We start from the raw sequence: 12,623 nt of genomic DNA on the forward strand, positions 1-12,623 counted from the left end.
AGGAATCCTCCAGTCGAGATCGTACTCAGTAAAGCCGTACGCGTAAGTAGCCGTTCGTGTTTTTCGAACAATAATCGAACCAGCTACCATCGGAACCGCAAGATACAGACCCAGTATAGAGAGGTTGGGCTGTCCAATCAGCAGTGGTCCGAGAATACCGAGAACTGCTGCTGTAGGGAGGGCAACAACTCCCACGCTGTAAAGATGCTCCGGGGCGTCGAAATCACGAGTGAACGACATACTACTGGTTGTGCAGGCGTCTACGGTTCAACCGGTCAGTCAAAGGCGTCTCTATTACACGATTGACACCGTAAATTCCCGTCACCGACGGGCCCACCATTTGCTGCTCAGTATGCTATCCAGATGCAAAAACTACCACTCTACAATCACTTTATCGAGAACTATCAATTAACAATATTACTTTCGTAGGCATTTTGGAAAAGAGGCGAGAGGGTGAGTTTGTACTCTATAATCGCTCTGTGAACACTATCGAATTAAAGTATCTCAGTATGCTGGTACTGGACCTCCGAAGACAGGTCCCGATATAAAGGCTGCCCAATATCAGGAGAACGGATATGCGGTGAGCGCCACTCACTCGAGTTGATGGTAGTCGAAACCACGTGTTTCGCCAGCGGAAAAACGGTACTTTCCACTGACGGAACACCGGTTGGTCAGTATATCGACCAGGATGTGACTATCGAAAACAATCTACCCTCCGTTGTTGCATCCACTGGCCCCGACGGTTTCCAGGATGAGACATCTGAATCTACGAAAAATCTACAATACCTATGAGTGATAGATACAACACCCCCGAACCCGGTAGCAGCGACTGGCACGTCCCACTTAACGAAAACTTCGAACAGATTGGGAGCGATATCGACGACCTCGAGGAATCAGCTCAGTTCTGGGGAGAATACGAACTCGTCTTCGACGACGAAACGCCCGAATCAGACACCTACATTCGCTTCAAGACGGAGTGATCTCAATGAGTATTTACGTTAATAACGGCGACGGCGAGCGGGAGCTGCGCGAAATAGAGACACCCCATGGTGTCGTCACGAGCGTTTCGGTCAATCACGGTGACGGCGACGGTGAACAAACAGTGTGGTCGTCACTCTCGCAAATGGCTCTCCAGTTCGATGCTCGGCAGTTGGCTTTGGATGATGGGGACCCAGTTGCCGAATGGGAAACGACAGCCGGCGATCTGACTGCCGACCAGTCCAGTACGGATAGTCAGCCAACGTACGTGAGCGATGGTGTTGGTGGAAACCCATCTGTTCAGTTCGACGGCGAGCAGTATCTCGAGGTAGGGTATTTTGACGAAGACGATATCCTCGAGCAGCCATACACATGGGCAGCAGTCCTCCAACACGACCCAACGGGTGAGTACGATTACGTCTTTTACGGAGCTGATGCCGATGAGCGATCGTTCCTCGAGTTCACTCCGGAAAACACTACTAGGCTCTGGGCAGGTGAGCCCGGTGGAATCAAGACCGGTATTCAGGGTCAGATCATCATCGGCGTAGTCGACGGTGGGGAAAGTGTCTTACATGTCGTTGATCCAGCAACCGGTGAAGAAGAATCGGTAAACGGCGATGCCGGGTCGCTTTCTCATGCGGGACTGACAATCGGCGCCCATAGCGATAGCTCACGTGGATTTCAAGGACTTATCGCGGAATTGCGCGGCTATGATCGTCGCTTGACGTACGATGAACGTGACCAGTTGGTAAGGGGCCTCAAGGAGAGTTGGGAACCAGACTACGAACCAGATACACAGGGGGCTGACGCTACCTTCGCTTTCGATTTCGACGAACATAGCGACCCCAGTGAGATATATAGAGTCTGGACAGGGGCAGGTGATGCAAAATTCGTCAATTCACCGGCAGTAACTGGAAAACAGTCCATGGCGATAGAAATCGAACCAACTGGACAGGGTGGTACGAATGCACATTTCAACCTGGAAGAAGCTCTAGGGTATCAGCCAACAGAATTGTACGTCACTTACTGGTATCGGCTGGAAGATGACTTCTACATGGGAAATAACGATCAGATGAAAATCGCCCGAACTGGCCTTTCGTATTCTGCTGGTGGCGGTCATTCTGGAGGGGGTAACAGTGAAGGTGATAATGGTTGGTCAGCTGGTATTGTTGCCGCGAATCGATTATCAGGTTCGGGCAACAGCGGACCATACAATACGACGGCTTATCTATATCATATGGACGAGTACTCACAAGATGCCGATCGAAATGTTGAGTTTGAAGGCGGCCACCTCTATCCAGGCCAATGGCACTACTTCGAACAACACATTAAATTGAACACAGTCAGTAACGGAGTTGCCAACAATGATGGAGAGTATCGGTGGTGGATCAACGGCGATCTGATCTATGAGCGTACAAACCTACGGTGGACTCACGATTTAGAGAACAACGCCATCGAGTATTCCGGACCGTACATTGGTTACGGTGGCGGAGAAGAATCACCACAATACCAAGAAGTCTACCACGACGAACATCGAATATTTGTCGATGCAGACGTCCCCACCCCGGATAAGCGACCACTCTTCACCGAGACTAATCGACAATAGATTACATAACGGTATTGCGTATCTCTTGGAGGAGAAAACTAGTGGTGTCAATTTTGTCGTTCAAGAGTTTCGAACGACGTTGTTGCCACACAGAAGGATCACTCATTCGTAAAATTTCGAGTGCCTTTTCAAGACCAAGTGTATGCTTGTTTGGTCCATCGAACTGGTAAACAAGACCATATCGTTCCGAGAGTTCCTTGATAACCCCTGCACTTATCGAAGAAATGAAGATTGCTGGTGTACCGAGTACTGCGCTCTCGATTGCCATCGTGGCACTCTCACCAATAAAAAGATCCGAGTAGTACAGCAAATCGTGTACCTCGTGTACTGGAACCGTCACCTCGTAACTTTCGAGCCCAATAGGGAGGTCCCCCTCCGTTGAAAGTAAAACCGTTGCTCCAGCGTCCTCGAGTTGTTTGATCGCATCGACCACGTCATCAAATCCACTCTGACCGATATCATGGGGTGCATCCCAAGAAACCAGACGGACAAAGACGAGAGTCTCATCTCGGCTGATACCGAGATTACGCAACACGTTCGGGTCAGCATTGAACCGATTCGGATGAAGGTAGGCAAGTTCGTGATAACCGTCATATCGTCGCTGTTTAGATCCTAGGTTACGATAAAAGCTGCAAGGTGTATAGATACGATCAGCACACGGGTAGGTGATTGACCGAAGCACTGCTGGTTTGGTCTCAGTATCATCAAACAATAAGAACTCACAGTTCACAACCGTAGAAACGAACGCTGATGCCGGGTTAAAACGACTTACAATAATATCAGGTTTGAATGAATAAGTGAGTTGTAATAACCGGATTCCACGTAACGACCATTCTCCGAGCATACCTGACATCCGTTTTGATTTGCTCGAGAGAACGCGATGTGGAATATTGTAATAATCTAGTAAATCAACGGTGACATCCTTCTCCCTCGATGTAACGAGCGTTTTCGCGCCACTTGCAGAAAGGTCATCGATAGCGTGCCGAAAGAGGTGGACGTGAGCAGGGTGTGTCAAATCGAATGAAACTCGCATATTATTCGAGATAGCCGAGGTCAGCTAATCGTTCCGCAATTTCATTTGTCTCACTCAACGTGGAATGATGGTCCCTTTCGAGTGGAGGACCATACTCAACTGGCCGATTGTATGTCGTGGAGAACACATCGAGGACCTTTCCGTCCATGTCCTCCGGGATAGGAAGGTCGAACAAGTGAAGTATCGTTGGAGCAATATCTACGATATTGGCTCGTTGGTTGAGCCCGCCGTTTCGGAAGCTTGGGCCGTTCATCAAAAAGAGCCCATCCGGCATATTTCCGCCCTTCCAAACCCCTGAAGAAGCGTACCAGTTAGCTGGGCCAACGGCATCACTTATATGTACATTCGGCCCCTGTTCAAGTAACAGATCCGGAGCATTCGAAGCATACGATCCGGTGTAGTACTCTTCACCACGGTGGACATCGTTTATTAGGACTGTTCCAGTCTCAGGATGAGAAAGCTCGGTTAATTCAGTAATAAGTGTTTCCCGAAGGCGTTCAAACTCCGGTGTCTCCGAGGTCGGAGTTAGATAGACAGGACCCTGTGTGCTGGCTACAGCGTCCGTTTTCTCCCAATCGATGATCGATAAGATTCGATCACGTTTGATACCTTCTTCCCAAGGGACCATTTTTTGCAACTGTTCTGGAACATGCGTGCTAAGCCCATCAACTAAGCCGAATCGTTTGGCGACCGAGAGTGCCCGTTCTCGTGTGATACCGACTGTTCGGAGGACATTATCGATATTTCGTTGTGTCGCAAGGTAGCCTCGTTCCGCAAGCCAAACATTGATGTAAAAAACGGATTCAACTTTGCAGGTCCCGTGGTCAGACATGATGATCAGATCATGTCCATCGTTCATAAACCGGGAAAGGTTCTGATCAATTACCTCCCAAGCCCTACGTACTGGTTCGTCGCGCCAAAAATAATGTTGAAGTGCCATGTTGTAAAATGCAGTCATATGAAGAAAATCGACCGAACTCTGCTTGAGAAGGTATTCTGCAGCGTCGAACCGAGAACTTATCAGTTCGAGAATAGCCGCAACCTCATCCTCGCCTTTTTCGGATGGAGAAATCATCGGCGAAGGATGTACCGAATAATCGAGTGAGTCACGCAATTCATCAGCAAGATCTGCAGGGTACGTAAATCCGGAATCGAGCGTTCGGAACTCTGAATTGGAAGCATCAGGTCCGCCAGCGATCACGAAGCCATCAACTGGTTTTGGTGGGTACGTGGATGGTTTGTTGATAATCCCCGTCGTGTAACCGCCTTCATTGAGATATTCCCAGAGTTCAGCACTCTTAAAATCCGTCGCGTCGTGAAACGTGTGCTCTCTTGCATCAGTATTGATTTTATCGAATCGAAACACATCGAGTTTTCCAGGGTTCTTTCCCGTCGAATAACACTTCCAATTGGGGACAGTCAAAGGCGGTAAACAACTTTCGGAAATACCTCCAATACCAGTATCAATTAACTGACTGAGATTGGGAAGAATTCCGTCTTCGATCCACTGGTCGATCATCTGCCAGTTCGCCCCGTCCAATCCGATTACAATTGTCGTCATTTAAACGTTTGAATACCGATTTTAGCGATGTTGGTCGCCAGGTCTTTGGTCGTTTCTACAACAAGTTCCGATCTCGTTTTCGCCCATCGATTTGGGTGAGTAAGTATGCAGTAGCGTGGAATTGATCGAGATTGGATAAGATCTGTTAGCTCCGAAGTCGATCGGACTTGCCGACTTTTTCCATCAATTCCGATAGCATGATCTTTAATTTTCAACAGGCCATCCTTCCACGTCCGGCCAGTATCCGAAAAGTACGAAACCGTCTCGAATGACATCGAGAGGTACGCCTCACCGTCAAGGTCATACTGTCTGAAAAACGGGACAGTTCGAGTCCACATATCCCTATTATCATAACTCGTCAACGGGTTTCCATGCATACACACCGTATCCACGGTTACATGGGAACGTACCTTCTCGAGTTCCCTCGAGAAAGACTCATGAGCCGCATCCACGTCACCACTGGCTCGGTCGAGGTCTTCATAATGATATCCAATCTCGTGGCCCAGAGATTCGATCTCGCGTATGATCTTCGGCTTAAACGTTTTTTCAATTGTTCTGAAATAATATGTACTTGAGATACCATACCTTGCCTCGAGACGTGCCATGGCCAGCGAATTCTCTGGTTTCCGATCAACGTCATGGCGATGGATGATGAACCGTTCAGGCAAGTTGTCACGAGAGAGGTACTCTCGCACCGTCAGATGGTGATATCCGGCCTCGAGGCCAGCCTGAAGGAGTTTCTCGTACATTTCGAAGGTGAAGTCTCTAGTCATATACCTGCACCTCTCGACCCTCGTTCGCCTGCATATCGAACAGCATCGCGAACATCAGGAACATACTGCCAGTCGCAAACAGCAAACCACTAAGCGCGATTCGGACGAACAGTGGGTTCTCGAGCCGTTTCCAGGAATACAAAGACCATCCCACCCCAATCGTCCCAAGCGTCGCTGCGGCCGCCCCGAACAGGTAAAACAACGCGAGCGGATGGAAATCCAACACCAGATATCTCGTTTTGAGTCGCCACAGGAAGTTCCGGAGCAACATCCCCGAAACCTTTCGGATGTAGGTGGGGTACTCAATATGCGATTTCTCGTCGCCGTACTGGGCTGGCATCGCAACGTCGGCGACACGCATGCCTTTGGCGTTCAGCTTGACAAGCAGATCGTTGCAGTAGCCGTAGTACTCGTACAACTCGTCGATGCCGACGTTCTCGAGGGCGTGTCTCGAGATGGCCGTGTAGCCGTTCTGTGGGTCCATCATCTTCCAGTAGCCCGAGGCGATTTTGGTCAGGAAGGTCAGTACCGAGTTGCCCAGGAACCGCCAGGAAGACATGCCCTGCCGGTACTCTTTGTACAGCAAGCGGTTTCCTTTGGTGTAGTCTGCCTGGCCCTCGACAATCGGATCGAGAAACCGAGGGAGGAGTTCGGGATCCATCTGGCCGTCACCGCCCATGACGGCCGTAATATCGATTTCGTCCTCGAGTGAATGCTGATAGCCGGTTTTGATCGCGCCGCCAACGCCACGGTTTTGCTCGTGTTGGATGGGAACGACGCGTTGGTCGAAGGCCAGTCCGCCGTCGGTCGAGGTGGCTTCGTGTGTGTCGACGACCAGTGCGTGCTCGTTGACGCGGCTGGCAGCTTGTTGAATCTCCGCCCAGGTGTCGTCCGTCGAGCCGTCGTCGATAACGTATATGCGGTCGACAAACGCCGGCACGGTCTCGATGACCTCCCCGACGAATCCCTCCTCGTTGTACGCTGGAACGACCACGCCGACAGTGTGCTCTCTATACATTGTGGCCACCACCAATAGTGTAGACGCGCTGTGCAGCCGACTCGAGCGACGAGGGTTCGATCGAATCTCGCCCATCGACGATGACCGTCCGATCATCAGCTTCGAGTTCCGACCATCGAATCGTCTCGAACTCTTTGTGTGGCGTGACGAGGACGATGCCGTCCAATGTCAGTTCCCCCATCCCCTCGAGCGTGATCAGTTCGAGCGCAAATTCCTCGGCTGACTCGAGCATCGGGTCGACGCCGTACACTTCTGTCCCCGCCTGCGAGAGTCGCTCTGCGATAGCGAGCGACGGCGAGGCGCGAATCTCTTCGACACCAGGCCGATAGGTTAGCCCGAGTACCAGGACGGTGGCATCCGCGAGCGTGCGTCCAGTCACCTCGAGTCCTTCCCGAAGTTTCTCGACGGTAAAGCCGGGCATCGAGTCGTTGACGCCTCGAGCCGTCTCGAGCAACGGTGCGTCCGTCTCGAAGGGGTCGATCAGGAAGTACGGATAGAACGGAATGCAGTGCCCGCCAACGCCAGGACCGGGTTCGTGGATGTCACAGTACGGTTGGGTGTTGGCGACATCGATCGCCTCGCGAACGTCGATACCGAGTTCGTCAGTAAACGTCGCGAGTTCGTTCGCCAGCGCGATATTGACGTCGCGATAGACGCCTTCGAACACTTTCACGGCTTCTGCAGTCGTCGCGTCGCCCACGGGGATGACACCGGTATCGTTGATTTCATCGTAGATGACCTCGGCAACACGCGTACTTTCGTCGTCGATACCGCCGACGACTTTCGGGTACGCGCCCCGGATATCCTCGAGGGCCCGACCGCTCGAGGTTCGTTCGGGACAGACCGAGACGCCGAACTCGTCACGTGTGAGACCGGAGACCGTCTCGAGTCGTGGCACTACCCGGTCGCGTGTTGTTCGCGGTGGTACGGTACACTCGATGAGAACGAGGTCGCCCGCCTCGAGTCCATGGCCGATATCCTCGACGACGGTATCCAGTATCGACAGGTCGGGTTCGTTATCGTCCGTGATCGGGGTCGGGACGATAACGACGTGAATCGTGGCCTCCTTCGCGGCGTCTCGTGGGTCCGTCGTCGCAACCAGCGCCTCGTTCGCGACCGATCGTTCGACTAACGATGGCAACCCAGGTTCTCGCTTGACGTGGCACCGACCGTCGTTGACAGCGTCGACGATCGATGGATCGATATCGACGCCACGGACGTTGCCCGTCACGTCGGCGAAGACGGCAGCCAGTGGCAGTCCCATCTTGCCGAGGCCGTAGACCGAAACGGGGAACGTCCCCGTGGTAAACGCATCCTGCAGCCGCTCATTCGAGTGGAACGCGTCGTAGACGCCGTCTGTACGGTCGGTGATCGCATCACTCATACACCGGCCTCCAGAGGCGAACGCTCGAGGTGAGCGGCCACCGTTGATTCGTGTAACTGTCGGTCTTGCAGCCACACGAGTGACCGTCTCGTGTCTCTCGGTGTCGTCCCGTCGCCCATATTCTGCCACGAAAGACAGAACTCGGTATAAGCGGCGCCGACCGTTCCACCGGTTAATCCACAATCTGGCTAGTGATTCCTGTCAGTATGCGATCGGAATACGTCAAAACGGACGCCGAAAGTCGAGTAACGGGAGAGTCGAAATCCGAGCAGATCGGTTGATCGAGTTATGACCCGGACCGGTTCGGAGAATGCAAAACCGAGTGGAACCTCACAGACGGATCGGTTTCCTGCCAATAGGAGATCTCGGTCTGCCCCGAACGAACTCCTGTGGTGACCGTGACTCGCTGTGGGCAACAGTGCACCAGCGATTCCACTGGCTGCTATCCTGCCAGAGAACCGTTTCGGACACCCGCCTCGAGACGACGTAATCGAGGATTATCTCCGTTCACTCGAGTTCAGGTATCGTAAGCATCGATTGGACTCGCTGCACGTTCGAGGAAGCGTCCCCTCACGTCGAGTCCCCACGCCAGTATTTTCTGAGTTGCCGCGTGGACCAGACTACCGCCTGACGGAGTGCGAGATACCCTTCACGAACGATTGGCATGCCGTCGTACACCCAGAGGAGGAACCCACCGAGCATCAAGAGTGCCACCGCCTGCATGTACGGAGACTGATTGAGCTCGGCCAGCGATTGAAGATACTGGTCGTTCGTGGCGGCAAACGCCTCGGTGAATCCGACCTCGCTTCGCCCATCGAGCGAACTCATCGGCCACAGTATCCGCTCGAGTGGCATCCGTCCTTCCTGTACGTAGATCGGGATGACGTCGGCGGGCAGGTGGAGCAGGTACCCTATCCCGAACGCCCACCCGAATCGTGGGCGACCAACGACGAGTGTGAGAAGAAAAACGGCAGTACTCAGCGGCACGGCGAAGAAGATCGAGTGCCCGAGAGCATACCCACTCGAGAAGATCCCGAACTCCCAGGCGAGCGGTTTGTCGATGACGTCGGGTAATACGGACGCGACCAGCACGACGACCGTTTCGGCCCCCGTTGGCGCGGACCGGTAAACGATATGCGTAAACAGCGAATATGCGATGTAGCCGACGATAGCGTGTTCCCAGGGCATCATGGGTGAAAATCGTGGTACTCGTTGTACGGACGAGAGCCCCAAATACACCGTACCAACGGGTCAGAATCCACGATAGTCACCGATTGTGGAATAGGACTCGAGTGGATGGTCACCTCCAGAGCGCTAGCACCTCGAGGCACTCGCCTTGCTTATCTGTAGACCGAAATCTCGAGCGTGCCTCCGTTGATTGCCCCACCCCGTCGGCAGGAGTTGTGTGTGAAACGGCCCCTTCGATTCATGGCATTCGACAGTGTTCACTCGCCATGGAGTACGCCACCGTTCGTGGCGAAGCCGTGCCAGCCATCGGTTTTGGAACCTATCGGCTTCGAGGAAGCGAGTGTCGCGAGACAGTACAGACCGCACTCGAGATTGGCTATCGACACATCGACACTGCAGAGTTCTACGAGAATCAGGCCGAGATCGGGACGGCAATCGACACAGCCACCGTCTCCCGTGAGGACCTGTTCGTGACGACCAAGGTGTGGAAGACGAACCTCGAAGCCGAAGCCGTACACCGTTCGTTCACGAACAGCCTCGAGGCACTCGACCTCGAGTACGTCGACCTGTTGTTGATTCACTGGCCAAACGAGGCCGTGCCGGTCGAAGAAACGCTCGAGGCGATGAATCGTCTGCAAGCAGAGGGACTGGTTCGACACGTCGGCGTCAGTAACTTCTCGATTTCCCAGCTCGAAGCGGCAATGAATACGTCAGAGACGCCAATACTGACGAATCAGGTCGAGTACAATCCTTACGTCGATCGGGACGAACTCCTCACCTACTGTCGTAACCAGGACGTGTTGCTCACGGCCTACAGCCCGCTTGCGAAAGGTAACGTGCTCGAGGACGATACACTCGCAGAGATCGGAGACCGCTACGGCAAATCGCCTGCACAGGTAGCGCTGCGCTGGCTCGTCCAGCAGGAGGGCGTTGTCGCGATTCCCAAAGCCTCGAGTCGCGAGCATCTCGAGGCGAACCTGGACGTGTTCGATTTCAAATTGAGCCGCGAAGAGATGGCACAGGTCGGTTCACTTCGACGAGGATTCATCACTCGAGCGCGCGACACACTTGGCCTCTGATCGACCGGCAGGCCGCAGTTCAAGCGGCGTGAAAACGAGCTATCACGTTCCGGAATCGAGCAATTCCGCCTGTCCATGGGTGTCGTCGACGGAGACGACGCGAACCCTGGCCTGGAGGGGCGAAGCCGTCTCCTCCTCGAGGAAGAGGACGAAACCGCTCTCGGTTTTGCACACGAGCGTTCCATCGTGTTTCTCGTCGACGATGTCAACCGTCAGTTCGTCCCCCGGTTCGGGCTTCCCGCCTAAGGGTTCACCACAGCGCCAGCACTCGTTGTCGTAGGCTGTCGTTCCTTCCGGCGCGTTGTTCGCCCCACATCGAGGGGTATCGCATTTCAGAAACGAATCGTGTTCGCCTGGTAAATAACGTCCCACGGCGCTACCGACGACACTGGGAGGTAAAAGGATGGTCCTTCCGCAGAGATCTAACAATCGATCTGACGAGTGTTGATACAGATCTGCGTTGTCTGATGATTGCAACCCACTTCTGACAACAGTTCGGTAGCTCGTTGAGATGCAAGCCTGAACAGGTAGATCCTTGAAGGATCATTCAGGAGGTGGAGGACTCGGCGAGTTCTTTGAGTCGCTCAAGGTTGGCAATCGCCGGTTCGCGGTGTTCATCGATCCGCTCGAGGGCGTCCTGCATGCGTGGGTCATCGAAGTGATCGTCGATACCCTGAACGAAGCCGATCCGACAGTGTTGAAGCCAGTCCTGGATGTCGGGTTCCTCTCGCCACGCAGCGCGAGCCCGTTGGCCGACGAGGGTATATCGAATCATGTCCTCCGCGTCGCTGGGAAAGGAAGTGGGCGGACACAGCCGGTTTTTCTCCGCATCGTCGTTGCGGGTCGCCTCGATGTAGGCGATGATAGCGGCGCTGAACGAAACAGGGGTCTCGATATACTGCAGGGCGATTCGGGCGGGCTCGAAGACGGGCCTCGTCGGGGGTGTCTTGACTCCGTGGGCGGTGCAGTCGACGTGCACATGCTGTGGGTCGGTGGGCACGGTCCCATCGTCGAGCACGATTCGGTCGTCGTCAAGACGCTGGACGTATCCCTTGCGGATGACGTTGCGGATCTGACGCAGGTCGTTGCGTTCGTCCTGGCTGAGGATCGCCCCACGATAGGTTTCAGGTTCGATTTCGGGGTCGAGCGGGACGACCAGCCCGCTGGCTTCAAGCCGTCGGAAAAAGTCGGGGACGTCTTCGGCCTTCGCGGCGGCTTCCGTTCTCAGCGAAACCCACTCCATTAACCACGGCACCAGCTCCAGGGTTTGCATATGACGCCTTGGGAGCGTCCACGGGTCGTGTGGTCGAATCCACCGGATCTCCGCCGGTGGAACGCCGTGGTTGAGCAGCCAGCCGCAGGTGTCCATTGACGTCTTCCCCGCCCCGATAACAGTGAACCCCTCAGCTGGGTCGGTGAGCTCGACGAGCTCGTTGGGGGTGACCAGCCGCACGTCCGGGTCGGCCTCGAACGGTGGCGTATGAGTTGCGGGGATGGACGATTCCACGTACGTAGCGTCCACGATCCGGCGTCTGACTTGCACCCCGGTCGTCTCGCCGGTCAGTCGCGACTCGAACCGATAGCGACCAGCATTGGGACCGATGTAGTTGGACATGCCGAAAAAGCGGACCTGCCCCGACCCAAGCAGCTCCTCGTCCAGCACGCGGCGGTAGTAACCACAGATCTCCGCGCCGGTTGCCCGCTCGTAGAACCCCGCGTTGGGGCCGACCTCGTCAATCGTGTCATTGCCGAGTTGCCGCGAGTTGACCCCGTAGACCGCAGATGGCTGGTGGAGCCGCACGAATGGATAGGCGTCGTTCCAGTGGCCACCCGGATTCGCCCGCCGATCCACCATCACGACATCGGCGTCCGACTCGTCGATCAGCGTATCAGTAAACGCCATCCCCGACGCCCCGGCACCCACCACCAGGTAATCCGTCTTAACCGTCTTCACGTCGAATCACTCCGATAGTCGGACGCTCAGTGTGGTCGCTCCCGGAAGA

General features: G+C 54.4%; 13 protein-coding genes. 4 read left to right on the plus strand and 9 right to left on the minus strand.

The genetic code is table 11. The annotated features are described in order from the left end of the window. Positions 1-603: 603 nt before the first annotated feature. Genes NLK60_RS10720 through NLK60_RS10730 form a run of 3 tightly spaced genes read left to right on the plus strand, consistent with a single transcriptional unit; the run spans position 604 to position 2,584 of the window. On the plus strand, positions 604-792 hold the full coding sequence (locus NLK60_RS10720) for a hypothetical protein (RefSeq protein ID WP_254807787.1): 189 nt from the start codon (positions 604-606) through the stop codon (positions 790-792). Beyond that, positions 789-980: a hypothetical protein gene (locus NLK60_RS10725; RefSeq protein ID WP_254807788.1), complete on the plus strand. Its 192-nt coding sequence runs from the start codon at positions 789-791 to the stop codon at positions 978-980. Before NLK60_RS10720 ends, NLK60_RS10725 begins: the two co-directional genes overlap by 4 nt. A 5-nt stretch (positions 981-985) precedes the next feature. Next, positions 986-2,584 carry a LamG domain-containing protein gene (locus NLK60_RS10730; protein ID WP_254807789.1) on the plus strand — a complete coding sequence of 533 codons (1,599 nt, stop codon included), beginning with the start codon at positions 986-988 and terminating at the stop codon, positions 2,582-2,584. Position 2,585: 1 nt separating this feature from the next. Here the strand turns inward: NLK60_RS10730 and NLK60_RS10735 are convergent, their stop codons facing one another. From NLK60_RS10735 to NLK60_RS19690, 7 genes are all read right to left on the minus strand, one after another. Further along, positions 2,586-3,617, minus strand: a complete 1,032-nt coding sequence (locus NLK60_RS10735) for a DUF354 domain-containing protein (RefSeq protein WP_254807790.1) — start codon at positions 3,615-3,617, stop codon at positions 2,586-2,588. A 1-nt stretch (position 3,618) separates the two neighbouring features. Further along, positions 3,619-5,178 carry an alkaline phosphatase family protein gene (locus NLK60_RS10740; protein ID WP_256530371.1) on the minus strand — a complete coding sequence of 520 codons (1,560 nt, stop codon included), beginning with the start codon at positions 5,176-5,178 and terminating at the stop codon, positions 3,619-3,621. Next, positions 5,175-5,951 carry a polysaccharide deacetylase family protein gene (locus NLK60_RS10745; protein WP_254807792.1) on the minus strand — a complete coding sequence of 259 codons (777 nt, stop codon included), beginning with the start codon at positions 5,949-5,951 and terminating at the stop codon, positions 5,175-5,177. Before NLK60_RS10745 ends, NLK60_RS10740 begins: the two co-directional genes overlap by 4 nt. Continuing rightward, on the minus strand, positions 5,944-6,969 hold the full coding sequence (locus NLK60_RS10750; RefSeq protein WP_254807793.1) for a glycosyltransferase family 2 protein: 1,026 nt from the start codon (positions 6,967-6,969) through the stop codon (positions 5,944-5,946). Before NLK60_RS10750 ends, NLK60_RS10745 begins: the two co-directional genes overlap by 8 nt. After that, entirely contained in the window at positions 6,962-8,353 is a 1,392-nt protein-coding gene (locus NLK60_RS10755) for a nucleotide sugar dehydrogenase (RefSeq protein WP_254807794.1), read from the minus strand. The genes NLK60_RS10750 and NLK60_RS10755 overlap by 8 nt, the downstream gene beginning before the upstream one ends. Before the next feature lie 570 nt (positions 8,354-8,923). Further along, the gene (locus NLK60_RS10760; RefSeq protein ID WP_254807795.1) at positions 8,924-9,544 is read right to left on the minus strand and encodes a metal-dependent hydrolase; all 621 of its coding nucleotides are present in this window, start codon (positions 9,542-9,544) and stop codon (positions 8,924-8,926) included. 149 nt (positions 9,545-9,693) lie between these two features. Further along, on the minus strand, positions 9,694-9,783 hold the full coding sequence (locus tag NLK60_RS19690) for a hypothetical protein (protein WP_425499045.1): 90 nt from the start codon (positions 9,781-9,783) through the stop codon (positions 9,694-9,696). 24 nt (positions 9,784-9,807) lie between these two features. Here NLK60_RS19690 and NLK60_RS10765 point away from each other — a divergent pair, with 24 nt between their 5' ends. Further along, the gene (locus NLK60_RS10765) at positions 9,808-10,620 is read left to right on the plus strand and encodes an aldo/keto reductase (protein WP_254807796.1); all 813 of its coding nucleotides are present in this window, start codon (positions 9,808-9,810) and stop codon (positions 10,618-10,620) included. Between the two features lie 42 nt (positions 10,621-10,662). On the opposite strand, the gene NLK60_RS10770 is transcribed toward NLK60_RS10765, so the two are convergent. Together NLK60_RS10770 and NLK60_RS10775 are read right to left on the minus strand one after the other, a co-directional pair. After that, positions 10,663-10,992, minus strand: a complete 330-nt coding sequence (locus NLK60_RS10770; RefSeq protein WP_254807797.1) for a TRAM domain-containing protein — start codon at positions 10,990-10,992, stop codon at positions 10,663-10,665. A 175-nt stretch (positions 10,993-11,167) separates the two neighbouring features. After that, positions 11,168-12,574 (minus strand): NAD(P)-binding protein, encoded by a 1,407-nt coding sequence (locus NLK60_RS10775; RefSeq protein ID WP_254807798.1) that lies wholly within the window; start codon positions 12,572-12,574, stop codon positions 11,168-11,170. Positions 12,575-12,623: the final 49 nt, after the last annotated feature.

It is taken from the genome of Natronosalvus amylolyticus (assembly GCF_024298845.1).
GTDB classification, from domain to species: Archaea; Halobacteriota; Halobacteria; order Halobacteriales; family Natrialbaceae; genus Natronosalvus; species Natronosalvus amylolyticus.